Genomic DNA, 26,500 nt, shown 5'->3' on the forward strand with positions numbered 1-26,500 from the left:
GGCTGGTGATGGGGGCAATCGTCCTGGGTCTTGCGCTGACCCTTGCCCTTGTCGCCGCGCTCGATCCGCCCGCGCCCCGTGCGTCCGCCCCCGCGATCTCCGGGGCGGACGCACCCCCCGATTATGGCGACACGCTTCGTCGCTGCCGAACCGCCACCGAAGCCGATCCCGAATGCGAGGCGGCCTGGGAAGCGAAGCGGCGCCATTTCTTCCGGACCGAAAAGAGCAAGCCATGAACGACACCGGCGTCATCGATAATTTCCTGTCGGTCTTCTCGACCTATATCGACAGCGGGTTCGGTCTGCTCGGCGGCGAGGTCGGCTTCCTGTCCTCGACGCTGATCGTGATCGACATAACGATCGCGGCGCTCTTCTGGGCATGGGGCACCGACGAGGATGTGCTGCAGCGGCTGGTGAAGAAGACGCTCTATATCGGCGTCTTCGCCTTCATCATCGGCAATTTCCAGGCGCTGGCCACGATATTGCTCGAGAGCTTCGCCGGGCTGGGCCTGAAAGCGGCAGGAAGCGCGATGGCGATCGGCGATTTCATGCGCCCCGGCATGATCGCGTCCACCGGCCTCGATGCCGCCGAGCCCTTGCTCGACGCGACCGCCGATCTTGTCGGCCCGGTGGGGCTCTTCACCAACTTCGTCCAGATCCTGATCCTGCTGATCGCCTGGGTGATCGTCGTGATCGCCTTCTTCATTCTCGCGGTGCAGGTCTTCGTCACGATCCTGGAGTTTAAATTGGTGACGCTCGCGGGCTTCGTCCTGCTGCCCTTCGCCTTCTTCGGACGTACCGCCTTCATGGCCGAGCGCGTCCTCGGCCATATCATCTCCTCGGGCATCAAGCTGCTCGTGCTCGCGGTCATCACCGGCATCGGCACGACCCTCTTCCAGCGCTTCATGGACGCGGGGCTCGGGACCGAACCCGACATCCGCGAGGTGATGGCGATCGCCCTCGGCGCCTTGACCCTGCTCGGTCTCGGCATCTTCGGTCCGAGCGTCGCCAACGGCATCGTGGCGGGCGGCCCGCAGCTCGGCGCAGGCGCCGCCGCAGGCACGACCCTCGCGGCCGGCGCCACGATCGCCGCCGGGGCCGCCGGCGCGACGCTGGCGGCGGGCGCGGCGAGCAGCGCCGTCGGTCGCACCGCGCTCGGCGCCTCGCGCGCGTCCGGCAGCGCTTCGGCATCCTATGCCCGGGGCGCGGCCGGGAAGAGCGGGATGCGGGCGTTCGGTGCGGGGCTCGCCAATGTGGCGCGTGACACGGCGCGCGGCGCGGGTTCGCCGCTCCGCGCCGCGGCTGACCGCCTGCGTCAAAGCTATGCCGCGGGGCAGGCGGGCAAGTCCGTGGCCGGCGCTGCCACCGCGAGCGACGGCGCGGCGTCGCCCCCGACCTGGGCGGCCGCCATGAAGCGACGTCAGGCCGTCACCTCGGGCGCCACCATCGCCTCGCAGACCCTCAAGGCCGGCGACAGCCATGGCGCCGGCTCCGCTCCCGACATCAGCCAGAAGGATTGAACCCATGTTTCGACGCCCGTCCCAACATTATGGCAAGTCCCCGGTCCCGGTTACGCCCTACCAGCGCGCGGCGCAGGTCTGGGACGACCGCATCGGCTCGGCCCGCACCCAGGCGAAAAGCTGGCGCCTCGCCTTCTTCGGCTGTCTCGCGCTTTCGGGCGGACTCGCCTCGGCGCTCGTGTGGCAGTCGCTCCGCGGCACGATCACCCCTTGGGTCGTCGAGGTCGACAAGCTCGGCGAGGCAAGATCGGTGGCGCCCGCCGATGCCGACTTTTCGCCGACCGACCCGCAGATCGCATTCCATCTCGCGCGCTTCATCGAGCATGTCCGCTCGATCCCGGCCGATCCGGTGGTGCTCCGAAAGGACTGGCTCAGCGCCTATGACTTCACCACGCCCAAGGGCGCGCAGGCGCTGAGCGATCACGCCCGCGCGAACGATCCCTTTGCCGAAGTCGGCAAGATGCAGGTCGCCGTCGATGTATCGAGCGTCATCCGCGCATCGCGCGACAGCTTTCGCATCGCCTGGACCGAGCGCCGCTATCAGGATGGCAGCCTGGTCGAGACGTCGCGCTGGTCGGCGATCCTGACCACCTCGATCCAGCCGCCCCGCACTCCCGACGCCCTGCGCCGGAACCCGCTCGGCGTTTTTGTCACCGCTATTTCTTGGTCGAAGGAGCTCAGCCAATGATCCGCCTTACCCTTCTTCTCGGCGCTGCCGCGCTCGCGCTGCCGGCGCAGGCGGCACCCGCCGATCCGCGCACGCAGGTCGGCCGCGCGAACGACGCGGCGCGCGTCCAGCCCGAGCGCGCGACCTTCCTCAACGCCATCCAGAAATATGCCTGGGCCGATGGCGCGCTGTTCCAAGTCTACACCGCCCCCGGACAGGTCACCGACATCGCATTGCAGGAAGGCGAGGAGCTTGTCGGTCCGGGGCCTGTCGCGGCCGGCGACACCGTGCGCTGGGTGATCGGCGATACGGTGAGCGGGACGGGCGCGTCGCGCCGCGTCCATATTTTGGTGAAGCCCACGCGCCCCGACATCATGACGAATCTGGTCATCAACACCAGCCGTCGGACCTATCACATCGAGCTGCGCGCGACCCCCGCCACCTATATGGCGGCGGTCTCCTGGTCCTATCCGCAGGACGAGCTGATCGCGCTTCGCTCCGCCGAGACCGAACAGGCGCGGCTCGCTCCGGTTGCAGGCGGGATCGATTTCGCGGCGTTGAGTTTTGCGTATCGCATCTCCGGCGCGAAGGTCCCCTGGCGGCCGGTGCGCGTTTTCGACGATGGGCGCCAGCTCTTCGTCGAGTTCGGTGCTGCGATCGCAACCGCGGACATGCCCCCGCTGTTCGCGGTCGGCGAGAAAGGCGCGGCGGAGCTGCTCAACTACCGGGTCGACGGCCGTTACATGATCGTCGACCGCCTTTTCGATCGCGCTGAACTCCGGCTGGGGAGCGGGCGCGGCGCCAAGGCCGTGCGGATCGAACGCGAAACGCCGCGCGCGCGAGGCCGGTCGTGACGGCGCCCGAACAGCCGGGCACGGAAGCTGTGCCCGCCGAGGCCGAGGTTGCGCCGATCGCCCCTGCGAGCCCCGATGCGTTCCGCTTGGCGGGTGAGACTCCGCGGGTCATGCGTCTGTCACGGAAAACGCTGGCGGTTATCGGCGGGGCCGGCGGTCTTGCGATTGCGGCATCGCTCATGTGGGCGCTGCGAACGCCGGCCCCGGCCGAGCGTCGGGAGCTCTATGAAGCGAGCAACAATGCGCGGCCCGACGCGGTCCCCGGAGCACCCGCCGATTATGGCGCCGTGCCGAAGCTCGGTCCGCCGCTCCCCGGCGACCTTGGCCGGCCGATCGTTGCGGCGCAGGGGAGCGGCGAAGCCATCCCCGTCCCGCCGATCGGCGCGGAAGGGCGCAATCCTCCCGATCCGCGCGTGGCGGCCGCCGAACAGGCGCGGCAGCGGGCACTGCAGGAGCGCGAGAGCGCCCAGACGAGCCGGCTCTTTCTGGGGGGCGGAACCGCAAGTTCCGCAGCAACAGATATTGTGCCCGCCGAGGCGGCCGCGCCCGAACAGGCGGCGGAGCCTCGCACGGCCAATGAGGGGCGGCGTCAGTTTCTGGCATCGGGTTCGAAACGGCCCCTCGAAAGTGGCGAGCGGCTGATCGCCCCGAGCTCCGCGCTGATCGTCCAGGCCGGGACTGTCATTCCGGCAGCGCTCATCACGGGCATACGCTCGGACCTTCCGGGCCAGATCAGCGCGCAGGTGACGCAGAATATCTATGACAGTCCGACCGGGCGTATCCTGCTCATCCCGCAAGGGTCGCGGTTGATCGGCGAATATGACAGCGAGATCGCGGCGGGACAGAGCCGGGTGCTCCTCGCATGGGATCGCCTCATCTTGCCCGGCGGACGATCGATCCGCCTCGAACGGCAGCCCGGCGCCGACGCCGCAGGCATGTCGGGGCTGGAGGATCGGGTGAACAATCATTGGGGCCGGATGGTCCGCGCCGCGCTCGTCTCGACCCTGCTCGGGGTCGGGAGCGAGCTCAGCGTCGGCGGCGACGACGAACTCGCCCGGGCGCTCCGCTACGGGATGCAGGACAGCACGAGCCAGGCCGGGCGCCGCATCGTCGAGCGCGAACTGGCGGTGCGTCCGACGCTCACCATCCGGCCGGGTTTCGCGCTCCGCGTAGTCGTCACCCGCGACCTTATTCTCGAGCCGCAGGCGGATTGGAGATGAGTCGGCTGCGACTTGGGCCGATCGTCGAGGAGAAGCCGGTCAAGGCTACTGTCGAACTCACGGGCAAGCTTGCGCGCGATCTCGCTGACTATGCCGCGGCACATGCGAAGGAAAATGGCCTGTCGGAGCCGTTGTCGATCGAACGGCTCATACCGCCGATGCTGGAACGGTTCGTCGCGACCGATCGCGGTTTTGCGAAGGCGCGGCGTTAGGCGGTAAAGAGTATTTTGTATGCGCACACAGGGTCGATTATGATCGCCCTGTGGACGAGCATTTTGCTCCTGAGCGGCCGACCCAACCTCCGCGGCCTTGCACAACGAAGCCCGATCCCTCGGGCTTGCGGGTGCCATTCGCTGCATGCGGCGATGGCGTGGTTCGGCACGTCGAACAGATCGTATCGCACCGCGACGGCCCCTTTACCTGCCTTGGATGCAAGGAACGACTGACCCTTCGGCTCCCGAAGAAGATGCGGAAGCATTTCGCGCACCAGTCCGACAGCCGATGCTCAGGCGAGACGGCCCTGCATCTCTACGCCAAGCTGCTGCTGGCTGCTGTCCGGTGGGTCACCCTGCCAAGCCTTGTCCTCCGCGAGGAGCGATTGGAGGAGGTCGTTTTCGAAGGCGGGCAATTCGCGCTCGACGAGGTGAGGCTAGAGACATCGGAGGGCGATTTTCAGCCCGATGCCATGGTGTGGATCGGGTCCGATCGCCGCGCGGTGGAATTCAAGGTGTCGCACGCGGTCGATGAGGAGAAGCAGCAGAAGGTCGCGCGCGCAGGCTGCCCGATGATCGAGATCGATCTTTACGGAGTGCGTTGGCGCCAGCTTGATGGCGCCGAACTCGACCAGCAGATTTTGCACGACGCACCGCGGCACTGGATCCATCATCCGGATCGCGAGCGTTCCGCGCAGCGCCTGTCCGAGCGGGTCACGGCGGAAGCGACGCGCAAGGGCGAGGCGCTCCGATGGCATATCCGGGAGCGACCGCAGAAGCCTCCCGTCGATACCGAATGGGTCGCGGAGATCATGGCCGACCTGCAATATGCCGAACTGGACTATCTGTTCGGGGCCAAGAGCCGGATGGGCCATTGGTTCACGGTAAGGCCGCAGCTTTGGCAGGCGGCGCTCGTGCATGCCCTGATCTACACGCCGAGCATCAAATACTCGGCGGGATCGGACATCCATATCCATGGCGAGTGGCCGAACGAGGCCAATCTCGAGAGCGTGCTGCCGACATGGATGCTGCGCACCGACCTCAGCAATTACAAACCGAACGCGCTGGCAGCGGCCGGCTACTCGCGGGAGAGTTTCGGGTCGCCCAGCCAAGCCGTGACCGAATATCTCTTCAATCTCTTCACCGATCGGCAGGCTGTGGTGTGGGAGCGTGACGAGCAGCGCTTCTATGTCGACCCCGATCTTCATGCCCGCGTTCACAATCGCTACGACCTTGAGCGCACCGTTGCCTGCATCGCCAAGGATGCCGGCCATCCCGATCCCGATGGTTTCAGCCGGCGCTGGATGCGGCGATATAATGTCGACGGCCGAAATCCTTGGAAGGTGGCGGCGGAAGGCGGCGATGATTTTCACGCGCTGGACAAGCGGGTCCGGGCGATCTTCGACATGTCGCGCAGCTATCGCGACCTTCCCATCGTCGACGATCTTTGCGGATTGCCCTTTCAGGAGTGGCGCGACGGTATCCGACAGAAGCGCGAGGCGAAGGAAGCCGCCGAGCGCAAGCGGATCGAAGACGCAAAGGAAAGCCGGCGGCGGAACTTCGCCATTGCCGCGAAAAACGCGCTCAAGGACGAGGCCGAGACCTGGCTCGCATCGACGGTGGTCGATGGAGTGCCGATCACCGAGTGGGCGTGTGGCAGCGACGATCTCTATTGGCGAGCCTTCAGCCATATCGAGCGCGCCGAGGACGTGAGGAAGCGCCGGGTTTTGGCGGCGGAAGCGGCGGAGGAATTTCGCAAGCGGCTCACGACCGCCTCCAACAAGGCCTTCCGCGATCCCGACCGCGCGCACCTTTTTCTCAACAGTGCGCACCCGAAGCTTGCCGGTCGTCGCCCGATCGAAGCTTGTGAGACCGATGCGGATTTGAGAGTCGCTCTGGCGCTTCTCCCGAAAGTGTAGCGGAGCAGGCCGGAAGGAATTCCCGCTCGCGTGTGAAATCGCGATGTTCTAGACTTGTTCTATGGACCAGCCCGACGATTCGGCCGATCAGCTTGCGGCAACACGCGCCATCCTTCCCTCGGAATTCATGCGCCAGCTGAGACCCGACGAGTTTTCCGATAGCGGGTCCGAGCCTGCCTTCATCCTCGAAGCCTATGAGCTGGAGCAGCGCCTCGAGTATGTCACGGCGCGCAACGAGACCCATGATTTCGAGATTTTCTGTCGGAAGCTTTGCGAGCGGATCGTCTGCAAGAATCTGAAGCCTGCGACGGGCCCGGAGGGCGGCGGTGACAGCAAGGCCGACAGTGAGACCTTTGCGGTCTCCGACGAGATTACGACACTTCACTATGTCGGCGAGGCCAACTCTGGAAGCGAGCGCTGGGCGTTTGCTTTCAGCGCGAAGAAGCAGTGGCAGCAGAAGGCGCGATCGGACATCGAGGGGATCGCGGCGACTGGGCGTCCCTATACGAAGGTGTTCGTCGTCACCTCGCGTTATGGCCGCTCCAAAGATGTCGCCAAGATTCAGGATGAGCTGTCAGAGAAATTCGGCTTTCGCGTCGAGATATTCGACCGAAGCTGGATCATCGACCGGGTTCTGACGCACGGAAATCAGGATATCGCTGTCGACTATCTCGGAGTCGGTAAGCGAAACGAGAAGGCGCGTGTCGGGCCAGCCGACTACGCGCGGTCGCAGCAACTCGAAGATCTGGAGAAGGCAATCCAGGACCCTGCCGCTTATGCCGGCATCGAGGCGCAGCGCGTGACCGACGCCCTGCTCGCTGCGACGCTTTCGAAGGAGTTGGAGCGGCCGCCTTTCGAGACCCATGGGCGATTTGATCGGGCGATCCGCATCGCCGATCAACATGGTCTGCTCAGCCAGCAGATCGAAGCACGCTATCAGCGGCTTTGGACGGCCTTCTACTGGTTCGACGAGTTTGACCTCCTGGACCGCGAGTTTGACGCGTTCGCTGAACTCGCGTTTGGCTCGCCCGCGGCGCGACACGCGGAACGCCTTGCAAACCTTCTGCAATGCCTGATTACGGCGGTCGCACAGGGCTATCGTTCAGCCGAACAGGTTCGCCTCTCGGAACGCCGGTCCGCGTTGGTCGCTCGCCTCGAATTTTTTGCGGGTCAGAAGGACCGTCCCAACAATGCGCTCGAAGCGCGCACGACCTCCCTAATGCTCGAGATCACCTCCCTTGCGTTCGATCGACGCGACGAAATCTCCCCCTTTTGGCAGGAAGCCGAAGCTATCCTCGAAGCGGCGTCGGGGCTCGCTGAATATGATGCCGAGCGGCTCGCGCAGCTGATCGAGGAGGTGGGGCCGCTTGCCGGGAACGATCCGGCCTATGGTGAACTGGTCGACAAGCTCGCAGACTTCATGGGCAAGCGGGTCGGCGAAGGCGAGAGTGGACGTATTTTGCTGCGAAGGGCGCGGCGGCTCGACACAAATGCGGACCGTCTTGAGATAATTCGTCTGCTCGGACGGGCCACGCATCAACTCACCAAGCGCGAATATGCGGAAGAGCTCATCGAAGCGAGCTACATGCTCGCGGTCGCCTATCGGGGCACCGGTACGCTCTGGGCTGCGCGTGCCGCGGCGCTGTTTGCTGTCGCATCGATAATTGCAGATTCGGAGCACGATAGCCATCCATCGGTCACCCTCGTTCCCGCGTTGATGCTCCTCATCTGGATAGACATCGAGTTGCGGCTGCTGCCCGAGGCGCTCGACGCGATCCGGATGGTGAATGGTTGCCGAAAGTTGCTGCCGCTCGACGACGCTTCGAAGGTTCGCGTCGACGAGAGGTTGAAGGAATTTGATGGCGTCCTCACTTGCCAGTTTCTCAACAGCTCGGCCGATGACTTCGAGGCGATGGCGGGCCTCCCGACGGTTCTGGAACGCCTTGGTTTGCCTATGTCCTGCGGCGCGCTTCTCTACGCCTTGGGCTATGCGGAGCGCCTGGGTGAACGTCAGCCCGAGGAGGAGCCGGAAGGGGGACTTGAAGGCATGTTCGCGCGCGCGGCCAACCAGCCAGCGGGCGACCTCGGTGGTCGGCCGCTGGTTACCGGCAGCCCGCGACCGCACAGCATCGAGACCCGCGTTATCGGCATGCGCGTCGCGGTGCATCTATCGGGCAGCGACACAGCGCTGCTCGCCGGCCAAACCCTGCTGGCGGTTATCGACACGCTGTTTGCTACGGTTATCGGCCTGCGGATCGGAGCATTCGTCGAGCGCTTTGATATCGATCTCGTGGAAAGCGATGTTGCCACAGCACCGAACGTTGATTTCGATGGCAATAACATGCGCGCCAAACTTCATTGGCCTGCCGGATCGACACCCGCCGATCATCTCGGTGAGAGCGGAACCCATAGCCAATTCCTGCTTCTCTCAACGCTGATGCTCGTCGCGACCTCACTCGCCGACCGGCAAAAAATATCTCTGGAGAAGCTTTTTCGGGAAGAATCACTCCTTGAGCGCGTCAGCGCCGCAGTCGCGAGTTCGAACAGCCGCATCCGGGCGATGAACAGTCCAGCGTCGCGACTGACGGATTGGAACGAGCTATCGCTCGAGCGGTTTCCGCCGAAGGCCGACCGGCCGGTAATTGTAAGGGTGCCAGAGGCTGATCCCGAAGAAGAAACAATCAGCGAGCGATACGCGACTGGCGATCACCGCAGCGTCGAAGTGCGCTCGATCTTGGACATTCCGCAATGGGAGCAGGCCCGCTGGATCGGCGTGATGCTCGGTCTGCAGCATGATCTCCCGATCGTCGGATTGCACTTTGAGGATCGCGAGGCGGGACGCCAAATTTTCGAGCGTTGGCGCGAACGGTTCGGCGCACGAGATGCCAAAGGGGCTATCCACATCGCGATCTTGCGCGAACTACCTGGTCGGCCCCCGTCCCACTATGCGGTGCTATTGATGGCGGGAACTGAGCCAGGGGATTTCGCTGGTACGCTGGTGAGCATGCCGAGCCGCCTCAAGCTGCTCGAACCTGCCGCCGACACGAATCTGAGGTTCTTTCTCGATAACTATCCCGCGGGTGGCTCGTTCATTCTGGTTCCCACTTACGTGAAGGAGAATGGCGAGCCCGATCTGATGATGGACCTTGCCATACTAAAGCATGACCTCTCGATCCGGAGAGTTGCCGATATCGGCAAGTCCGATTTGGAAATCATCGGAGTGCAGCTTCTCGAGCAAATGGAGGCGCGCGACGGTTCGCCGCCTTGATCAGGCGGCGAACTTCATCTTTGCCGCCTTCCGCACGCCAGTCTCAAGATGTTTTGCGATCTCGTCCGAAGTGCGGCTGACCGCCAGCTTCACGGCTTCATCGATATGAACATAGTCCTGCGTCACACTTTGCGACGCGTGGCCTAGCATCGCGCGGATCGTGAGCTCGGAGAAGCCGAGTTCGCCCGCCATGCTGCCGAAGGTGTGGCGCAGCGTATGCGGCGTTACGCCCTCAATGCCGGCCGAGCGGCATAGTCGGGCCAAGCAGTCGCTGACGGCGGTAAACGGGCCTTCGCCATTCGACGCGGGAAAGACGTAGGGGCAGCCGGCTATTTCGGGTTGAGCGACGACGATCTTGATCGCCTCGGGTCCGATCGCCCGAAATTGTGCATCGCTCTTCGTGTCGGGGAACGCGACGTAGCCGCCCATGGGGTTAACCCACTGCCGCTGCAGCGCCTGCGCCTCTTCGCGCCGATAGCCGGTCAGAAGGAGCGTCCTGACAATTGCGAGCGCAACGGGGTTCTCGGAACCCAGTTCGGCCCGGCCGATCGCCCGACCCAGCAGCTCGATCTCGGCGATGCTGAGACGCCGGGTCCTTTTCTTGGTCGCGAGCTTCTTCGCGCCCTTCGTAGGATGTTCCGCAATCAGTCCCTTGTGCTTTGCATGGCCTAGGATGGCCTGGAGGGTGCCGAGGCTCCTCCCGGCAACGCCGGCACCGCCCGTCGGGCGGCCGCCGCGCCCGCCCGAAGGAGGCTTTCGGGTCTGACCGGTTGCAATGTCATTTTGCATTGCCTCGACGTCGGCGATCGTCAGCTTCCGCACGAGGCGTTTGCCCATCAGCGGGATGATATGCGTCAGGATGCGGCTCTCATCCATGTTGAGCGAGGTGTCCTTGATCGGGCGGTTCTTCCGTCCAAGAATGCGGCCGGCTCGCGCTTCGACGAGATACCATTCGCACATCTCGGCGACATTGAGATCCTTCCGGACCCGGCGCGACTCCTCTGCGGGATCTTCGCCAGAGGCGACCTTGCCCAACTGAATCTTCGCGAGCTCGCGGGCTTGCTCGACCGTCATCACGCCGAAGCGCCCGATCTTCACTCGCCGAACCCGGCCTTCCTCATTCATATACTGGATGACGAAGGTTTTCGTCCCGGTTGCGCCGACACGGACACCGAAACCTTTGATCTCGGTATCCCAAAGAAATGCCTGGCCTGTCGCTGGTGCAGCCAGCGCATCGACCGTCCGCTTATTGAGCTTCGCAAGCGCCACAAGTTCCTCCATCATATTACGCGAGGGTGGCCGATTCGAAAAGTAATGAGGACGTAATAGAAAATCACCGCTTCGCAGGGTAGGGCTAGGATAAATTATCGTAGGCCGAAGTCAACAAATGCTTGGATTTTCGTACCTTGGCGTAGAAAAAGAAGCTCTGGGGTATTTGCAGTAATTTCTTGCCAAGGTTGGGGTCGAGGGTTCGAATCCCTTCGCCCGCTCCAGTTTTCTTCATAAAATCAGTGATTTAGTGAAAGCGCGGATTGCGTCGTCACTGGTGGCAAGCCTGTGGGGACGGAGCTTTGTCTCCATATTGTCACCAGCTCCAGGCGAGGATCCGGACAGGTCGGCGGTATCTCGCGTAGTGTCGACACGGGGCTGCGCCCGGCGGCGGTGCGTCCCCGCGGGAGCCGCTTGTTCCGGACGGGGCGCAAGGAGAGCGAGAAGGATTCCGGACTTCCGGGACGGACAATGGCTGGGAGAGGCTCCAGGCGCTCGTCGCGGAGATCGGCCATCATCCTGTTCGAATTATCCCGTCCGCCGAGACAATCGACGAATGACGGCGCCGGATCGCCGAGGTAGCCTACCCGTCGATGGCGAAGAATTTCTGGCAGGGCGCCTTGCGCATCGAGGGCGAGACGGCCTGGTGGTCGGGCACGATCGGCGATGCGATTCCCCATCGTCATTTTGCGGCCCAGGCGGTTTTCGCGGACTCGCCCGTGCGAGCCATCGGGAGCGACGGCCGCGAAATTTCTGGCACCTGCCTGTTGATCGAACCCAACGCCCGGCACCAACTGCTCCCGTCCGCCGGTGCGGATATCTGTTTTGTCGAACCGACCGCCGGTTTCGGTCCGCCCGACACGTTGCGGGATCGCATCGAAGCAGGCCGGTTTCAGATCGTGCCGGGCGCTGTGACGCGTTCCTTCTGGCAGGACTGGATGATGCGCGCCCCGCGGCGAAGCATCGATACGCGCATCTCGGACATGACTGCGACGATCGAACGGCGCCTCCCGCTCGGCGCGGTTCGTCTGTTCGACGTCGCCGCCGGGACCCGGCTTTCGGTCGGCCGGCTTCGGCACCTGTTCGCTTCCGAGATTGGCATGCCGTTCCAACGCTATGTCCTGTGGCGGCGCCTGAGCGCGGCGTTCGAGGGGCTTCTGGCAGGATCGAACATCACCGAGGCGGCCCATGCAGCCGGCTTTGCCGACGCCGCGCATTTTGCCCGGACGATCAAGGCCATGTTCGGCATCCGCGCCAGCGATATCATTCTGGAGCGATAGCCGCATCGTTCAAGCGTGCCGGTCCCCGCGGGACTAGTGTCCTGATCATGGCAGACACAAATCGAGATTTCGTGCCCGCGCTGGGCAAGGCGGGCAATATCGAGCGATACGATGCTGTTCTCGCCTTGATGACGCGCGAAAAGAGGTGGCGGGGCGAGCTGGTGAAGCTCGTCGCTCCGGCGGTCGGCGAGACGATCGTCGATATCGGATGCGGCACCGGAACGCTTGCAATAGCGCTCAAGGCGGCGACCCCGACCAGCATTATCTTGGGCGTCGATCCCGATCCGGATATACTCGACATCGCCCGGAGAAAGGCAGGAGAGGCGGATGCGGACATCCTCTGGTTCGAGGCGATGGGCGATGCGCTCGATCAAATCGGCCCGCTCCAGCAATGCGACAAGATCGTCTCGAGCCTTGTGCTCCATCAATGCCCGATGGACGTGAAGGAAGCGATCGTCGGTCAGATGTGGCGGCTGCTGAAACCGGGCGGCGGGCTCTACATCGCCGACTATGGCGAGCAACGCTCGCTCCTGATGCGAACTTTGTTCCGGCAGGTCCAGATGATCGATGGCTTTGAGCTTACCGAGCCGAATGCGCGGGGCTGCGTCCCCGAAATCCTGCACGACGCGGGTTTTCGCGATGTCGAGGAAGTCCGGGCCATCCAGACCCCGACGGGATCGATCTCCCTTTATCGGGCGGAGCGCTAGCTCGCGCCGCGGCTAGTCATGCTCCGGCTCGGCGCATTGCTCGCTGGCGGATTCCATCTGCAATGTTGCGTGCGAGATTTCGAACGCGTCGTGTAACGCTTCCGAAACCCCCAGCCGAACGGCGTCCGCTTCACGCCCCGGCGTCAGGACGACATGCGCCGTCAGGCTCATATCGCGGCCAGCGATGGACCAGAGATGGAGGTCGTGGACTTCGGCCACACCATCGACAGCTGCGATGCTTGCGCGCACCGCCCCAAGATCGACGCCGCGCGGAACGCCTTGCAGCAGGATATTGGTGGTGTCGCGCAGAAGAATCCACGTCCGCGGCAGCACCCAGAGGCCGATCGCGATGGCGACGATCGGGTCGACCCAGCTCCAGCCGGTGAAATAGATCAGGATCGCGGCCCCGATGACCCCGAGCGAACCGAGCATATCGGCCCAGACCTCGAGATAGGCGCCCTTGACGTTGAGGCTCTCGTCCTTGCCGCCCGAAAGCATTCGCATCGATACAAGATTGATGATGAGCCCTGCGGCGGCAACCGCCAGCATGCCGAGCGACTGGACCTCCTGCGGCTCGACGAAACGCTTGATCCCTTCGTAGAGAATATAAGCGGCAACCGCGAAGAGCAGCAGGGCATTGAACGCTGCGGCGAGGATTTCGAAGCGGCGGTAGCCATAGGTTCGCTTGACGTCGGCGGGGCGGCGACCGATGCGGATCGCGGCCAGCGCAATCGCGAGCGCGGCCGCATCGGTGAACATATGCGCCGCATCGGAGAGCAGGGCGAGGCTGTTGAACAGCCACGCCCCCACCAGTTCGGCGACGAGAAATGTGCCCGTCAGCGCCAGCGCGATCGTCAGGTTCCGGCTGTTCGCGCCCGCCATATGGTCGTGCCCGGAATGGCCGCCCTCTTCTTGACTATGCGAATGCGCCATCGTCGATCCTTTCGTCCTTCTGCGCGCGTCCGCCTCCATAACGCGCGTAGAGGGTCGGAAGTACGAAGAGAGTGAGCAAGGTGGCCGAGATCAGCCCCCCGATCACCACCGTTGCGAGCGGTTTCTGCACCTCGGCGCCGGCGCCGGTCGCGAGCGCCATCGGCACGAATCCGAGACTTGCGACAAGCGCGGTCATCACCACGGGACGCAGGCGCATGAGCGCGCCTTGCCGCGCGGCTTCCGCCCGCGCCATGCCCGAGCGCATCAGCTCCTGGATCGACGACACCATCACGAGCCCGTTGAGCACCGCGATACCCGACAGCGCGATGAACCCGACTGCTGCCGAGATGGAGAAGTCCATGCCGCGAAGGAACAGGGCAAGCACGCCGCCGATCAACGCCAGCGGCACCCCGGTGAACACGATCGCCGCGTCGCGCGGCGAACGAAGCGCGCCGTAGAGCAGCAGCAGGATCAGGATGAAACACGCCGGGATGACGAGCAGGAGCCGATCGCGAGCGGAGGCCAGATTCTCGAACTGGCCGCCCCATTCGAGGTAGCTGCCCGCGGGTAAGCGGACACCCTTCGCGATACCTGCCTTGGCATCGGCGACGACGTCGGAAATCGCGCGGCCGCGAACATTGGCCTGGACGACGATGCGCCGCTTGCCATTTTCGCGACTGATCTGGTTGGGTCCATCGACGACGCGGATGTCGGCGACGCTGGCGAGCGGCACGAAAGAGCCGCCGGGAACGCGGACCTGCACCTGTTCGAGCACCGAGAGGTCCGAGCGCTGCGCGTCCGACAGCCGGACAACCACGGGGAAGCGGCGGTCGCCCTCGAAGATCGTGCCGGCCTGGCGGCCGCCGATCGTCGCGGTTACGACGTCCTGCACATCCTGTGCGGTGACGCCGAGCCGCGCCATCGCCTCGCGGTTCGCCCGAATATCGAGCATCGAGAGACCTTCGGTTTCTTCGACACGCACATCGGTCGCGCCATCGGTGTTCCGCAAGATCGCGGCGATTTCCTGCGCGGTCCGGTTCATGGCGTCGAAGTCGTCGCCATAGACTTTGACGGCAATGTCGCCGCGTACGCCGGCGATGAGCTCGTTGAAGCGCATCTGGATCGGCTGGGTGATCTCATAGGCATTGCCGGGAATCTTGTTCAGCTCCCTTTCCAGCCGTTCGACCAGTTCGGCCTTGGGCAGGCTGGGGTCGGGCCACTCCTTTCGGGGTTTCAGGATCACGAAATTGTCGGTCGCATTGGGCGGCATCGGATCGGAGGCGAGGTCTGCGGTGCCTGTCTTCGAAAAGACGATGTCGATCTCGGGCTGCTTCGAGAGCATCCGTTCGATCGGAACCTGCATCGCCTGGCTCTGCTGGACCGAGGTCGAGGGAACGCGGAACGCCTGGATAAGCAGGTCGCCCTCGTCGAGCTGAGGCAGGAACACCTGGCCGAGCGAGAAGAAGGCAAGGATCGCGACGACGAACCCGCCGATCCCGGCGCCGAGCGTGACCTTGGGTTTGCTCATCGCCCGGTCGAGACCGGGTTCGTAGCGCTGCTTGAGCCAGGTCATGATTCGGCCCTCCTTCTCCTCGACGCGCTTGGAGAGCCAGATGGCGATCGCGGCCGGCACGAAGGTCAGCGAGAGGATGAAAGCGAAGCCGAGCGCAATGATCACGGTCAACGCCATCGGAATGAAGGTCTTGCCCTCAACCCCGCTCAAGGTGAGCAAAGGCACATAGACGAGGATGATGATCGCCTGGCCATAGACCGAGGGGCGCACCATCTCGCGCGCCGCCGCTGCGACCGAAGCGAGCCTCTCCTGAAGCGTCAGGATCCGCCCCTCGCGGTGCTGGAACTCGGCCATGCGGCGAAGCGCATTTTCGACGATGATGACGGCGCCATCGACGATCAGGCCGAAGTCGAGTGCGCCGAGGCTCATCAGGTTCGCCGACACGCCCGCGCGCAGCATACCGAAGCTGGTGAGGAGCATGGTGATCGGGATGACGAGCGCCGCGATCAGCGCCGCGCGGAAATTGCCGAGCAGCAGGAAGAGCACGACGATAACAAGCAGCGCGCCCTCGGTCAGATTCTTGCCGACCGTCCAGATCGTCGAATTGACGAGCTTGGTGCGATCGAGAACCGGTTCGATGACGACGTCGGGCGGGAGCGACGCGTTGGTCGCATCGAGCCGGTCGGCAACCGCGGTCGCGACGGCCCGGCTGTTCTCGCCGATGCGCATGATCGCGGTGCCGACGACGACCTCGGTGCCATTCTCCGATGCTGAGCCCATGCGTACGGCTTGGCCGGTGCGGACGCTTGCCACCTGGTCGAGTGTGATCGGCACGCCCGATCGCGTCGCGACCACGACCCGCGACAGCTCGGCGGTATCGCGAATGAGCGCATCGGAGCGGACGGCAAGCCCTTCGCCGTTGCGTTCGACGACCCCGCCGCCGACGCTTGTGTTGTTGCGTTCGAGTGCTTCGGCAAGATCGGTGAGGCTGAGGTCGAGCGCCGCCAGCCTCTGCACATCGGGCACGACCATATATTGCTTCGAATAACCGCCGATCGCATCGATCCCGGCGACGCCCGGGACGGTGCGGAGCAGCGGCGTGACGATCCAGTCCTGCGCGGTGCGAAGATAGGTGGCCTTGTCCGCCTCGGTGACGAGGCGCTCGCCCTCGGGCGTTACGTAGCTGCCGTCGGGTTGGAGGCCGGGTTCGCCGGGCTTGTGCACATCATCCTTGCGGTGCGCGAGACGCACCGTCCACATATAGACTTCGCCGAGCCCCGTCGCGATCGGACCCATCTCGGGCCGGACGCCGTCGGGCATGGTTTCGGTCGCTTCATTGAGGCGTTCGCCGACCTGCTGGCGCGCAAAATAGATATCGGTCCCATCGGTGAAAACGGCGGTGACCTGTGCGAAACCGTTGCGGCTCAGCGAGCGTGTATATTCAAGCCCTGGAATCCCCGCGAGCGCGGTCTCGATCGGGAAGGCGACCTGCTTCTCGACAAGTTCGGGTGAAAGCGCGGGCGCGCGGACGTTGATCTGGATCTGGTTGTTGGTGATGTCGGGAACCGCGTCGATCGGCAGGCGCGACAGCGCGAAGGCTCCGATGACGGCGGCGATGGCGGTGAGCAGGACGACAAGCCAGCGCTTCTCGACCGCCCAGGTAACGGTGCGGGCGATCATGGCTTAATCCTCATGGCCTGCTTCGCCCTTGCCGATTTCCGACTTGAGCGCGAAGCTGTTGGTGATGGCGATCTGTTCGGTGCCTTTCAGTCCCGAGCGTATGATCACATTGGCGCCGGCGCGGTCGCCCAGCACGACCGGAACGACCTTAAAACCCTCTTTGGTGCGAACGAACACGACACTCTTGCCTTCGACGGTCTGGATCGCGGTCGAGGGAGCGCTGATCGATGTATCGCCGTCGGCGCCAGCGAGCGCGACCGAGGCGGTCACCGCTTCGCCGACGCGCCATTGTCCGGCGCGATTATCGAGGATCGCGATCGCGGGCACGAGCTTCGTGGCCGGATCGAGCGCGGGCGAGACGAAGCTGATCTTGCCGGTCGCCTGGCGTCCGGGCGCGCTGACCGAAACGATAGCGCCCGGGCGGATGCGTCCTGCGTCCGCGGGCTGAAGGTTCAGCGACAGCGAAACGCGCGACAGGTTCGCGATGCGGTAAAGCTCGGCGTCGGCGGCGACGGTCTGTCCGAGAACGACGCTGCGCGCGATCACCTGCCCCGAGATCGGTGCGGCAATCGCGATCCGGTTGAGCTGGCCGCCACCGCCGCCCGCTGCCGATACCTGTTGCTGGGCGAGCTGATAGGCGATCCGCGCCTCGGTCGCGGCGGTTCGCGCCGCAATGACATCCTGCTCGGGCGACACGCGCTGCGCGAACAGCCGTTCCTCGCGGGCGAGATGGGAGTTGGCGAGCGCGAGACGCGCGCGCGTGGCCTGCACCTCGCCCTGGAGCTGCGCGGCCTCGCGGCTTTCGATGATCGCGAGCGTCTGTCCCCGGCCGATGGTCTGCCCGAGATTGCGATTGAGGGCGACGACGCGCCCGCCGATCGCGGCCGACACGGCCTGGGTTGCTTGCGGATCGCCTTCGATCGTCGCCGGCAATTGCAGGGCGCCGGCGCTGCCGACCGTCGGGCGACCGAGGGCGATCCCGGCGATCTTGACCTGTTCGTTCGTGAGCGCGATTTTTCCTTCGTCGGCATGGCCGGCCTCTTCCTCGCCATGCTCGTCGGCGGGCTTGGCGCTCTCGCCGCCGCCGCACGCCGCGAGGAGGAATGGCAGTGTCGCGGCGAGCAGCAGCTTTCGGCTGATGTTGATGGTCATGGCGTCAATTTCCTTCGAGGGGCGCGGGAGCCGTGAGGCGTTCCAACCGGGCCTTGGCAAGTTGATAGGAGGCGAGCGCTTCGATCGACGCGACCCGCATCTCGGTCAGCGTCCGTTCGGCATCGAGCAGGTCGAGCTGCCCGAATTTGCCCTCGCGGTAGCCGATGCGCGCGATCCGGGCCGCTTCCATCGCTGCCGAGAGGGCGGGGCCGCTCGCGACCCGCGCCGCCGCTGCCGCATTGGCGGCCTCCACCTCGGCATCGCTGATCGCCTGCTCGACGTCGAGCGCTGTGACACGGCGCTGCGCGTCGGCGCGCCGCCGCTCGGCATTCGCCTGATCGACCGCCGCGCGTCCGTTGTTGAACAGCGGCAGCGGCACCGAGACGCTGAACACCGCCGCCACGTCGTTGGTCGCCTCGAGCCGGCGAACCCCCGGCCCAACCGTGACGTCGGGCACGCGCTGCGAGCGTGCCAGCTGGACGCCGGCATCGGCTGCCCGGAGATCGGCGTCGGACGCCGCCAACGCGAGCGTGCCCGACGCCGAAACAGGGCGGGGTGGGCCCGTCGTTCCGTTTCCGGGTCCGCCGAGCACCGCTATGTCGAGCGGGCCGGCGACCGGACGTCCGACGCGCCGCGCGAGGTTGGCACGGGCGGCATCGGCGAGGCGCCGCGCCTTGTCGGCTTCGGCTTCCGCGGTCAGGCGCGCGACTTCGGCGCGCTCCTGTTCGAGCGGCGATGCGCGCCCTGCCTGCACCCGGATTGTCGCGGCACGCGCGGTGTCGCCCGCGATACGATACTGGTCCTCGGCAATCGCGACCCGCACTTCGGCCGCGGAGGCCTGGATATAGAGTTCGGTCACTTGCAGCCTTATGTCCGCCCGGGCGATCGCTTGGGCGATTTGCGCGCGGTGCGTCGCTGCATCGGCAACCGCGACGCGCGCTTGCCGCTTGCCGCCGAGTTCGAGCGGGATCGCGACGCTTGCCGTCACGTCGGCGCCATTGATGCCATTATAGGGCCCGGTGCCGACGAAATTCTCGACTTCGACCGAAAGCGCGGGATTGGGCCGGAGCCCCGCCGCGCGGCGCGCGGCGTTCGCGGCATCGACGTCCGCCGCCGCGGCTTCGGCCGCGGGCGCGCTGCCGCCCGCGAGCGCGACGGCCTCGCCGAGCGTCAGAAGCGGACCCGATATCTGGCGGCTTTCGGTGCCGGCCTCCTGTGCGTGCGCGATTGCGACGCACGATGTGGCTGCCACCAGGGCAGCAACGAACCTGAACATAAAGATTCCATCCTCGGTTGATCGGAGAGATCGCCGCATAAAAAGCGGCGAGCGTGCTCAGATCGCGAGGAGCGGCGGATCGAGTAGCGGGGGCAGGACGCGTGAAGCGAGCTGGGTCACGGGCGCGGCAAAAAGCGGCGCGCGGGCTGGCTGCGCTGGGGTGTCGGTCGACGTGGCCTTGAGGTCCGGCGCGACAGGGCAATGATGATGCCCGCCATGCACGGGCGTCGATGCGGGATTCGGCCTGTCCTGTTCGCCGTCGCCGGCCGACAGGTGAAAGGCGGTTTCGGTTGCCGTGAAATGTGCCGACGCCGGTTCGGCGACGTGCATGCTGCAAAGCAGCACCCCGATGATCATCAGCAGTCGCATGAACGCATTCGGCATGGCCGTTCCCTTATCAGCGCGAAACCGGTTTGTCGTGTGGCGAAATCATCTTGGCGAGATCGGGCGGCACCGGCATTGGACGGAAGGCGCTGATCCGTGCGCGGCCGGTGTTGCCGACGGGCAGCCTTCCGGTTAGCGATCCCAGCGGAACTAGGGCGAGCCGCAGCAGCTGGCCGGCCGCCTCGCGGCAGTCGCGAAGGGCAATCGCAAAACCGAGCATGTGCCAGTGCGCAGACAGGTGAAGCGCGAGGAAGGGCTGCGCGACGATGTGCGCGCGTCCGATGGCGTTCCAGGCGGTGGGATGGTCGCCGTCGCGGTGCGCGGCACGATATTGCGCCATCTCGGCCGCGATCAGGGCGGCCGCGTCCCGACGGTTCAACATGCTCATGCGACTATCCCTTCGCTCGATTCGCTGCCCTTATGCACCCTGTAGCTACTACAGGGTCAAGCCTGCCGATCGATCGACACGGCGCCACGCATTTTCGGATTGGCGCCATGCTACCGACTTGTCGCGACCGTGATGTTGAAGCGCGGCGGGTGCCGGTCACGCGGGGTTGAAGGGCTCCAGCATGCCGAACCATGCGACGAGCGCGAGGATTGCGAGACCCGCCAGGGCTTCGAGGACCAGGCTGCGGCGCATCGCGCGCGCGGCGCTGGCAGGATCGGTATCGGGTTCGTCGCATGCGCGCCCGAGCGCGGGGGTGAGGCGCCAGCGGTTGGCGGCGGCGAGCGCCAGCATCGCGGCGAACAGGAGGAGCTTTATCGCGAGAAGCTGACCATAGGGCGAGGCGATCGACCGCCCGATATTCGCGGCCCCGACGATCATCTGGCCGTTCACCAGTCCGGTCGCCGCGATCAGGAGCACGCACAATGTCCCCACCGGCGCGAACCGGTCGAGGCTTCGGGCCGTCATCGCGAGACGGCCTTTTGCGGCCGGTTCGCCCGGACGGAGCATCAGGAGGAAGCCGGCAATCGCGCCCAGCCAGATCGCGGCGGCAATCATATGGAGGGCGTCGCTTGCCCGGTGAATCCATCCGGCGGTGCCTTCGCTCGCGCCGGCATGGCCCGACCAGACCAGCGTCGCCAGCGCGACGGCTCCGGCGACGGCGACGATCATTGTCGCCGCGACCGGGTTGCGGGCGATACGGAAAGCGGCGACCGCGGTGACAAGCAGGGCTGCCATGCGCACGAGCCAGGCGACGCCGACATCGGTCTCGTCCACGAGCGCGACGACCATTGCCGGGTCGATGGCGAAGATCCCGACCCCCTGCATGCTGGCGGTCAGGACCGCCATGCCCATGAGCGAAAGGAACAGCGCCGCGGCGCAGAGCCACGGCAGCGGCCGGGAGAGGATCGATCCCAGTTCGGGATCCCGTCGCTCGCCAGGCTCCAGCGCATGGAGCGGGAAAGCGGCGAGTCCCGTGATGAGCATCAGGACAGCGAACAGCGCGAACCGGATACCCATCAGCAGGAGATCGGCCACGGCCTTATTTCACCGTGAAGCTGAATTCGCTTCCCATGCGGTGCGTATCGGCGCCCGCTGCCGACCATGTGACCTTGTAGGTGCCGGGGACGAGCGCGCGCTTGGCGGTGAGCGTCAGCGACTTGCCGTCCTTGCCCATCGTCGACGTCGCGGGAATCTTCATCGGCGCGTGATTGGCCATGCCCGGCATGCCGGTCATCACCAGCTCGGCTTTCACGGTCGAGGCGATCAGCTTTTCGTTGAAGCGCAGGTTGACCGAGGTCACCTTCGAGGCGGTCGCATTCGCGGCCGGGGTCGAGCCCACCAGCTTGGTATGCGCGCCCGCCGCGACGGGCGTCAGAAGCAGCGCGAGGGCGGCGGTTGCAGCGGGGAGAAATGACTTCATTATAAAAACCTCCAAATCCGGGTCTGTCCTGCTAAATACGCAAGGCGGCGGCACAGCCCTCGGAATTTCGACAAGACTTTGTTGGACTATTTCTGAGGGGTGATGCGATCGTCCGCGTATGCTGTTTGGAAGGACTGGCGGGAAAGGCCGATGGACGAACTCCGGATTTTGAATGAAGCGCCCGTCCCGGCGGCGCTCGAAACGCTCGACGAGCGTGTGCTGTCCGCGCTCGCGGGTCGGCAGCGCGAGGCGTCGGCGGTGCGGCGCATGATGGCGATTGCCGCTTTCGTTTCGCTGGGTGGTGGCTTCGTTGTCGGCAGCGCCGTCGTTCCGCCCGCCGTTGCCGCGAGCCCGATCACGCCGCTCATTCCGGCCAGTCCGCTGGCGCCCTCGACCTTGCTGGATTCGCGTTGATGACGTCGTCGCGCCGTTTGCTGCTCTTCGGTCTGGTCGCGTTCGTCGCAGCACTCGCTGGCGTGCTCGCCGGACGCCTCGTCGTCGAGGCGCCGCGTGCCAGCGAAACCGAACTTCACGCGCTTCTCCATCGCGAGTTGAAGCTTTCGCCCGCGCAGCAGGTGAAGCTCGACAAGATCGAGGCGAAATTCGCGACCCGGCGCGATGCGCTCGAACTCGACATGCGCGCCGCCAATATCCGGCTCGCGCAGGCGATCGAGGCCGAACATGGCTATGGGCCCCGCGTTACCGAGGCGATCGACGAGACCCACCGGGTGATGGGGGAGCTGCAGAAGGAAACGCTCCAGCATCTGTTTGCGATGCGTGTCGTTCTCGACCGCGATCAGGCCGCGATGTTCGACAAGAGCGTGGTCCGGGCGCTGACCGCCGATGCGCGGTGAGTCTCGATCTTTCGCAATGTAGCGACCGCGAGCTCGCCGCACTTGCCCGCGCCGGGCAGCAACAAGTCTATCGGGAATTGCTGCGGCGCTACAAGGCGCCCGTCTTTCGCCTGATCCAAAGCAATATCGGCGATCCCGACGAGGCGATGGACCTGACGCAGGAAACCTTCGTCGCCGGGTTTGGGGCGATCGGCCGCTATGATGCCGACCGGCCGTTCCGGATATGGATCGCCCGGATCGCGCTCAACAAGTGCCGCGACTGGGCGCGCCGCCGCACGGTGCGTTCCTTCTTCGCGCGGGCGCTGCCGCTCGAAAGCGCCCACGATGTCGCGAGCGACGGCCCGGCGCCCGATGCCGAGGCGGCCGATCGCGCCGAACTCGCCCGCGTCCGCGCCGCCATGGCCCGCCTGCCGTCGAATCTGCGCGAGGTTCTCGTGCTTCGCGGCGTCGAGGATCTCACGCAGGCCGAAACCGCCGAGCTCCTTCAGACGAGCGAAAAGACGGTCGAAATGCGGCTCTATCGCGCGCGCGCGAAATTGAAGACGCTGCTCGGCGAACCGGCCTCGCGCATGCCGGGCTGAAATATCGCGCGGGGCGCGCTCGCTATTTTCGTCCCTCGGGTGAGGGGCAAGTTGGCGCGCCGCGTATGAACATTGAGACAAGGCAATATCCGGGAATTTTATGCAGATAGACAGGCGTCGTTTCGTGACGGGAGCATTGGGCGGCGGGACCGTCGCCGCGCTTGCCCCCTGGTTTCCGGCTTGGGCGCAGTCGGTGTCGCCCGGCATCGTCGCGCCGCTGCCGACGGTATCGGGCAATGACATCACCCTGCGCATCGCGCGCCAGACGATGCGGGTCGACGGCAAGCTCAGCCGCGCGATCGGGATCAACGGCACCGTGCCCGCGCCGCTCGTGCGCCTGAAGGAAGGCCAGACGGCCCGGCTCACCGTCATCAACGACCTCGATGAGGACAGCTCGATCCATTGGCACGGGCTGATCCTGCCGTTCCATATGGACGGCGTGCCCGGCGTCAGCTTCCCCGGGATCAAGCCGCGATCGCGCTTCGTCTACGAGTTTCCCGTCGTCCAGTCGGGGACCTATTGGTATCACAGCCATTCGGGGCTTCAGGAACAGCTTGGTCATTACGGCCCGATCGTCATCGATCCCGCCGGCGCCGATCCGATCGGTTATGATCGCGAGCATGTCGTCGTCCTCTCGGATCATAGCCAATTGTCGCCCGAGGCGATCTTCCGAAAGCTCAAGGTCAACCCGGGCCATTTCAACATGCAGCGCCAGACGCTGTCCGGGCTGCTCGCCGGCAAGGACCAGTCGCTGAAGGAACGTGTCGAGTGGGGCGCGATGCGGATGGATCCGACCGATGTCGCGGACGTCAGCGGATCGACCTATAGCTTCCTCGTCAACGGGCATGGCCCGCGCGACAATTGGACCGCGCTGTTCCACCCCGGCGAGCGTGTGCGGCTGCGGATCGTCAACGCCTCAGCGATGACGATCTTCAATGTCCGCATCCCGGGTCTCAGGATGACCGTCGTCCAGGCCGACGGGCTCAACGTCGTGCCGACCGAGATCGACGAATTCCAGATCGCGGTTGCCGAAACCTATGACGTCATCGTCACGCCGGTCGAGGACCGCGCCTATACGCTGGTGGCCGAGGCGAACGACCGTTCGGGCATGGGTCGCGCGACGCTCGCGCCGCGCGCCGGCATGGCGGCCGAGGTGCCGCCGCTCCGCGAACGCCCTCTGGCGACGATGAAGGATATGGGGATGGGCGCGATGGCGGCGGGCGGCGGCGACGCGGCGTGCGCGCCCGAACATGCCGCGATGGGCCATTGCACGCCTGCGCCCGCCGAGGATCATAGCGCCCACGGCGCGGCGGGCGGGGCAGCTGGCGGCGCGGCCATGCAGCACAGCATGCGCGACTTCAGCGTCGCGCCGCAGGTCAAGCGCGACCCGAGCGTCCAGACGATCTCGCCGATGCCCACCGACCGCATGGGCGAGCCGGGGCAGGGGCTCGAGGATGTCGGGCACAAAGTGCTGACCTATCACGACCTTGTCGCGCTCGAACGCAATCCCGACGTGCGCGCCGCCTCGCGCTCGCTCGACATCCACCTCACCGGCAACATGGAACGCTTCATGTGGTCGTTCGACGGCGTGAAGATGTCGGACTATCACGAACCGATCCCCTTCATCGAGGGCGAGCGGGTCCGGATCAACCTCATCAACGATTCGATGATGAGCCATCCGATCCACCTGCACGGCCACTTCTTCGAACTGGTCACGGGCAAGGGCGATCGCTCGCCGCGCAAGCATACGGTGCTCGTCCAGCCGGGCGGCACCGCGAGCTTCGATTTCACCGCCGACGCGCTCGGCGACTGGGCATTCCACTGTCACCTTCTCTATCACATGCACGCGGGGATGATGCGCGTCGTCAGCGTCCGCCCGAAGGGAGACGCGAAATGACCCGTGTCGCTGCCCTTCTTTGCGGCATCGCGCCGTTTGCCTTCGCCGCCCCCGCGGCGGCCCAGTCGATGGATCATTCGATGCACGGAACGGCGCCGACGCCGGAACCCAAGCCTGCGCCCGCCCCCGCGACCACCGGCGACGCGCCGGCTGAGCCGATGGATCATGGTACCATGCAGGATATGGGCCCCCCGGTCGAAGCCCCGGACTGCGCGCCCGAACATGCGGCGATGAGCCATTGCACGCTCAAGCCCGGGCCCATGAACAACGGCGGACGCTCAATGGACGCGATGGACCATGGCGCGATGTCGCCGTCCGATCCCGACTGCCCGCCCGAGCATGCGAGCATGGGCCATTGCACGCCGAAGGCCGCGGGCACGATGGAAGCCAAGAGCGGCGCCAGCGGCACCGATTTACCCCCCGGCGACGCCACCGCGCCCGCGCCGCCGTCCGACTGGTATGCCGACCGCGTCTATCCGAGCGCTGAAATGGAACATTCGCGCCACGAGATGATGATGGAAAATGGCGGACAGACCATCGGCTTCATTAGCCTCAACCTTGCCGAATATCAGGCGCGCAAGGGCCGCGACGGTCTGCGCTGGGAAGGCGAAGCCTGGTATGGCGGCGACATCAACCGGTTCACGCTCAAAAGTGAAGGCGAGACCGTCTTCGGCGAGGGCATTGAAACCGTCGAGACCCAGGTTCTCTACAGCCGCGCGATCGGACCCTATTTCAACGCGCAGGCGGGCATCAGGCAGGATTTCGGACAGAGCCCCGACCGCACCTATGCCACGGTCGGTTTCGAAGGGCTCGCGCCCTATTGGTTCGAGGTCGAGGGCGCGTTCTTCCTGTCGAACAAGGGCGATCTGCACGCCCGGCTGGGCGGCTATTATGATCAGCGGATCACCCAGAGGCTGATCCTCCAGCCGATGACCGAGATCAATTTTGCGCTGCAGGACGTGCCCGAGATCGGCGTTGGCTCGGGGTTGTCCGACGTCGAGCTCGGGCTTCGCCTGCGCTACGAAATCGTCAGGGAGTTCGCGCCCTATGTCGGTGTCGAATGGGCGCGCAAGGTGGGCGATACCGCGCGCTTTGCCCGCGCGGCGGGCGAGGATCCGAGCGGGGTCAGCTTCGTCATGGGGATACGCGCCTGGTTTTGAGCTGCGGCGGGCGGCGCATCGGGAGGAGGCACATCGTGATGCACTCCTATCGCCGCCTTGCGCTCCAGGCTTTGGCAGGCGACGCCGCCATCTAGCTGGTGATCATCGCCCGACCCGGGCGCAGGCCCGGCCCGGCCGAAGGCAACGGAATCTCGCGCCGCCGCTCCTTCGCGAACGACCAAAGCGATGAAGGGACTCGCGGTTCCGGCATCCCGCACGATTCGCCGGGGATGGAAATGCCCGATGGGAGCAGGAACGCCTCCGACGTGGCGGCCTTCGGCGGCGAG

At 65.4% G+C, this 26,500-nt stretch carries 24 protein-coding genes; 15 read left to right on the forward strand and 9 right to left on the reverse strand.

The features are described from left to right. The 8 genes from trbK-alt to ATE70_RS14545 form a co-directional block, all read left to right on the forward strand. A partial coding sequence (gene trbK-alt, locus ATE70_RS14510; RefSeq protein WP_081933118.1) for a putative entry exclusion protein TrbK-alt occupies nucleotides 1–236 on the forward strand: 236 nt, incomplete at its 5' end. Continuing rightward, nucleotides 233–1,519 carry a P-type conjugative transfer protein TrbL gene (gene trbL, locus ATE70_RS14515; protein ID WP_037556046.1) on the forward strand — a complete coding sequence of 429 codons (1,287 nt, stop codon included), beginning with the start codon at nucleotides 233–235 and terminating at the stop codon, nucleotides 1,517–1,519. The genes trbK-alt and trbL, both read left to right, overlap by 4 nt. Nucleotides 1,520–1,523: 4 nt before the next feature. Next, complete coding sequence (gene trbF, locus ATE70_RS14520; RefSeq protein ID WP_037556047.1) at nucleotides 1,524–2,207, forward strand: conjugal transfer protein TrbF; 684 nt, start codon at nucleotides 1,524–1,526, stop codon at nucleotides 2,205–2,207. Continuing rightward, nucleotides 2,204–3,040 (forward strand): P-type conjugative transfer protein TrbG, encoded by an 837-nt coding sequence (trbG, locus tag ATE70_RS14525; RefSeq protein ID WP_081933119.1) that lies wholly within the window; start codon nucleotides 2,204–2,206, stop codon nucleotides 3,038–3,040. The genes trbF and trbG overlap by 4 nt, the downstream gene beginning before the upstream one ends. After that, nucleotides 3,037–4,260 carry a TrbI/VirB10 family protein gene (locus ATE70_RS14530; RefSeq protein WP_052182310.1) on the forward strand — a complete coding sequence of 408 codons (1,224 nt, stop codon included), beginning with the start codon at nucleotides 3,037–3,039 and terminating at the stop codon, nucleotides 4,258–4,260. Before trbG ends, ATE70_RS14530 begins: the two co-directional genes overlap by 4 nt. After that, nucleotides 4,257–4,472, forward strand: coding sequence for a DUF2274 domain-containing protein (locus ATE70_RS14535; RefSeq protein ID WP_037556048.1), 216 nt, complete (start codon nucleotides 4,257–4,259; stop codon nucleotides 4,470–4,472). The genes ATE70_RS14530 and ATE70_RS14535 overlap by 4 nt, the downstream gene beginning before the upstream one ends. Before the next feature lie 131 nt (nucleotides 4,473–4,603). Further along, the gene (locus ATE70_RS14540) at nucleotides 4,604–6,391 is read left to right on the forward strand and encodes a competence protein CoiA family protein (RefSeq protein WP_197412335.1); all 1,788 of its coding nucleotides are present in this window, start codon (nucleotides 4,604–4,606) and stop codon (nucleotides 6,389–6,391) included. A gap of 61 nt (nucleotides 6,392–6,452) precedes the next feature. After that, on the forward strand, nucleotides 6,453–9,659 hold the full coding sequence (locus ATE70_RS14545; RefSeq protein ID WP_052182311.1) for a hypothetical protein: 3,207 nt from the start codon (nucleotides 6,453–6,455) through the stop codon (nucleotides 9,657–9,659). Here ATE70_RS14545 and ATE70_RS14550 read toward each other — a convergent pair whose 3' ends face one another. After that, nucleotides 9,660–10,928, reverse strand: a complete 1,269-nt coding sequence (locus ATE70_RS14550) for a site-specific integrase (protein ID WP_120218387.1) — start codon at nucleotides 10,926–10,928, stop codon at nucleotides 9,660–9,662. A gap of 620 nt (nucleotides 10,929–11,548) precedes the next feature. On the opposite strand from ATE70_RS14550, the gene ATE70_RS14555 reads away from it, so the two are divergent. Both ATE70_RS14555 and ATE70_RS14560 read left to right on the forward strand, forming a co-directional pair. Further along, entirely contained in the window at nucleotides 11,549–12,208 is a 660-nt protein-coding gene (locus ATE70_RS14555) for a helix-turn-helix domain-containing protein (protein WP_197411464.1), read from the forward strand. A gap of 47 nt (nucleotides 12,209–12,255) precedes the next feature. Next, nucleotides 12,256–12,915, forward strand: coding sequence for a class I SAM-dependent methyltransferase (locus ATE70_RS14560; RefSeq protein ID WP_058538631.1), 660 nt, complete (start codon nucleotides 12,256–12,258; stop codon nucleotides 12,913–12,915). Between the two features lie 12 nt (nucleotides 12,916–12,927). Here ATE70_RS14560 and ATE70_RS14565 read toward each other — a convergent pair whose 3' ends face one another. The 8 genes from ATE70_RS14565 to ATE70_RS14600 all read right to left on the reverse strand — a co-directional run bounded on the left by ATE70_RS14565 (nucleotide 12,928) and on the right by ATE70_RS14600 (nucleotide 21,721). After that, nucleotides 12,928–13,848 (reverse strand): cation diffusion facilitator family transporter, encoded by a 921-nt coding sequence (locus ATE70_RS14565; RefSeq protein ID WP_058538632.1) that lies wholly within the window; start codon nucleotides 13,846–13,848, stop codon nucleotides 12,928–12,930. After that, nucleotides 13,832–17,041, reverse strand: coding sequence for an efflux RND transporter permease subunit (locus tag ATE70_RS14570; protein ID WP_058538633.1), 3,210 nt, complete (start codon nucleotides 17,039–17,041; stop codon nucleotides 13,832–13,834). The genes ATE70_RS14565 and ATE70_RS14570 overlap by 17 nt, the downstream gene beginning before the upstream one ends. A gap of 3 nt (nucleotides 17,042–17,044) precedes the next feature. Further along, nucleotides 17,045–18,193 carry an efflux RND transporter periplasmic adaptor subunit gene (locus ATE70_RS14575; RefSeq protein ID WP_058538634.1) on the reverse strand — a complete coding sequence of 383 codons (1,149 nt, stop codon included), beginning with the start codon at nucleotides 18,191–18,193 and terminating at the stop codon, nucleotides 17,045–17,047. 4 nt (nucleotides 18,194–18,197) lie between these two features. Beyond that, on the reverse strand, nucleotides 18,198–19,469 hold the full coding sequence (locus ATE70_RS14580) for a TolC family protein (protein WP_058538635.1): 1,272 nt from the start codon (nucleotides 19,467–19,469) through the stop codon (nucleotides 18,198–18,200). A 57-nt stretch (nucleotides 19,470–19,526) separates the two neighbouring features. Continuing rightward, complete coding sequence (locus ATE70_RS14585; protein WP_058538636.1) at nucleotides 19,527–19,853, reverse strand: hypothetical protein; 327 nt, start codon at nucleotides 19,851–19,853, stop codon at nucleotides 19,527–19,529. A gap of 13 nt (nucleotides 19,854–19,866) precedes the next feature. Next, nucleotides 19,867–20,241 (reverse strand): DUF3703 domain-containing protein, encoded by a 375-nt coding sequence (locus tag ATE70_RS14590; RefSeq protein ID WP_231732664.1) that lies wholly within the window; start codon nucleotides 20,239–20,241, stop codon nucleotides 19,867–19,869. A 156-nt stretch (nucleotides 20,242–20,397) separates the two neighbouring features. After that, nucleotides 20,398–21,336 carry a copper homeostasis membrane protein CopD gene (gene copD / locus ATE70_RS14595; protein WP_058538637.1) on the reverse strand — a complete coding sequence of 313 codons (939 nt, stop codon included), beginning with the start codon at nucleotides 21,334–21,336 and terminating at the stop codon, nucleotides 20,398–20,400. Between the two features lie 4 nt (nucleotides 21,337–21,340). Next, nucleotides 21,341–21,721, reverse strand: coding sequence for a copper resistance protein CopC (locus ATE70_RS14600; RefSeq protein ID WP_058538638.1), 381 nt, complete (start codon nucleotides 21,719–21,721; stop codon nucleotides 21,341–21,343). Between the two features lie 150 nt (nucleotides 21,722–21,871). On the opposite strand from ATE70_RS14600, the gene ATE70_RS14605 reads away from it, so the two are divergent. The 5 genes from ATE70_RS14605 to ATE70_RS14625 all read left to right on the forward strand — a co-directional run bounded on the left by ATE70_RS14605 (nucleotide 21,872) and on the right by ATE70_RS14625 (nucleotide 26,213). After that, a complete protein-coding gene (locus ATE70_RS14605) occupies nucleotides 21,872–22,135 on the forward strand; it encodes a hypothetical protein (RefSeq protein ID WP_058538639.1) in 264 nt (87 codons plus the stop codon). Next, nucleotides 22,135–22,575 (forward strand): periplasmic heavy metal sensor, encoded by a 441-nt coding sequence (locus tag ATE70_RS14610; RefSeq protein WP_058538640.1) that lies wholly within the window; start codon nucleotides 22,135–22,137, stop codon nucleotides 22,573–22,575. The genes ATE70_RS14605 and ATE70_RS14610 overlap by 1 nt, the downstream gene beginning before the upstream one ends. Beyond that, complete coding sequence (locus ATE70_RS14615; protein ID WP_058538641.1) at nucleotides 22,572–23,156, forward strand: RNA polymerase sigma factor; 585 nt, start codon at nucleotides 22,572–22,574, stop codon at nucleotides 23,154–23,156. The genes ATE70_RS14610 and ATE70_RS14615 overlap by 4 nt, the downstream gene beginning before the upstream one ends. Before the next feature lie 100 nt (nucleotides 23,157–23,256). Beyond that, a complete protein-coding gene (locus tag ATE70_RS14620) occupies nucleotides 23,257–25,053 on the forward strand; it encodes a copper resistance system multicopper oxidase (protein WP_058538642.1) in 1,797 nt (598 codons plus the stop codon). Next, nucleotides 25,050–26,213, forward strand: a complete 1,164-nt coding sequence (locus ATE70_RS14625; protein ID WP_058538643.1) for a copper resistance protein B — start codon at nucleotides 25,050–25,052, stop codon at nucleotides 26,211–26,213. Before ATE70_RS14620 ends, ATE70_RS14625 begins: the two co-directional genes overlap by 4 nt. The last annotated feature ends 287 nt before the right edge of the window (nucleotides 26,214–26,500 follow it).

This window comes from Sphingopyxis sp. H053 (assembly GCF_001468225.1).
Classification (GTDB): domain Bacteria; phylum Pseudomonadota; class Alphaproteobacteria; order Sphingomonadales; family Sphingomonadaceae; genus Sphingopyxis.

Coding starts and splice junctions, on each gene's coding strand:
- ATE70_RS14575 (WP_058538634.1), bottom strand. CDS start 18,193: ATGACCATCAACATCAGCCGAAAGCTGCTGCTCGCCGCGACACTGCCA.
- ATE70_RS14610 (WP_058538640.1), top strand. CDS start 22,135: ATGACGTCGTCGCGCCGTTTGCTGCTCTTCGGTCTGGTCGCGTTCGTC.
- ATE70_RS14565 (WP_058538632.1), bottom strand. CDS start 13,848: ATGGCGCATTCGCATAGTCAAGAAGAGGGCGGCCATTCCGGGCACGAC.
- ATE70_RS14590 (WP_231732664.1), bottom strand. CDS start 20,241: ATGAGCATGTTGAACCGTCGGGACGCGGCCGCCCTGATCGCGGCCGAG.
- ATE70_RS14560 (WP_058538631.1), top strand. CDS start 12,256: ATGGCAGACACAAATCGAGATTTCGTGCCCGCGCTGGGCAAGGCGGGC.
- ATE70_RS14535 (WP_037556048.1), top strand. CDS start 4,257: ATGAGTCGGCTGCGACTTGGGCCGATCGTCGAGGAGAAGCCGGTCAAG.
- ATE70_RS14600 (WP_058538638.1), bottom strand. CDS start 21,721: ATGAAGTCATTTCTCCCCGCTGCAACCGCCGCCCTCGCGCTGCTTCTG.
- ATE70_RS14570 (WP_058538633.1), bottom strand. CDS start 17,041: ATGATCGCCCGCACCGTTACCTGGGCGGTCGAGAAGCGCTGGCTTGTC.
- trbL (WP_037556046.1), top strand. CDS start 233: ATGAACGACACCGGCGTCATCGATAATTTCCTGTCGGTCTTCTCGACC.
- ATE70_RS14580 (WP_058538635.1), bottom strand. CDS start 19,469: ATGTTCAGGTTCGTTGCTGCCCTGGTGGCAGCCACATCGTGCGTCGCA.
- ATE70_RS14585 (WP_058538636.1), bottom strand. CDS start 19,853: ATGCCGAATGCGTTCATGCGACTGCTGATGATCATCGGGGTGCTGCTT.
- ATE70_RS14620 (WP_058538642.1), top strand. CDS start 23,257: ATGCAGATAGACAGGCGTCGTTTCGTGACGGGAGCATTGGGCGGCGGG.
- ATE70_RS14625 (WP_058538643.1), top strand. CDS start 25,050: ATGACCCGTGTCGCTGCCCTTCTTTGCGGCATCGCGCCGTTTGCCTTC.
- ATE70_RS14605 (WP_058538639.1), top strand. CDS start 21,872: ATGGACGAACTCCGGATTTTGAATGAAGCGCCCGTCCCGGCGGCGCTC.
- trbF (WP_037556047.1), top strand. CDS start 1,524: ATGTTTCGACGCCCGTCCCAACATTATGGCAAGTCCCCGGTCCCGGTT.
- ATE70_RS14545 (WP_052182311.1), top strand. CDS start 6,453: ATGGACCAGCCCGACGATTCGGCCGATCAGCTTGCGGCAACACGCGCC.
- trbG (WP_081933119.1), top strand. CDS start 2,204: ATGATCCGCCTTACCCTTCTTCTCGGCGCTGCCGCGCTCGCGCTGCCG.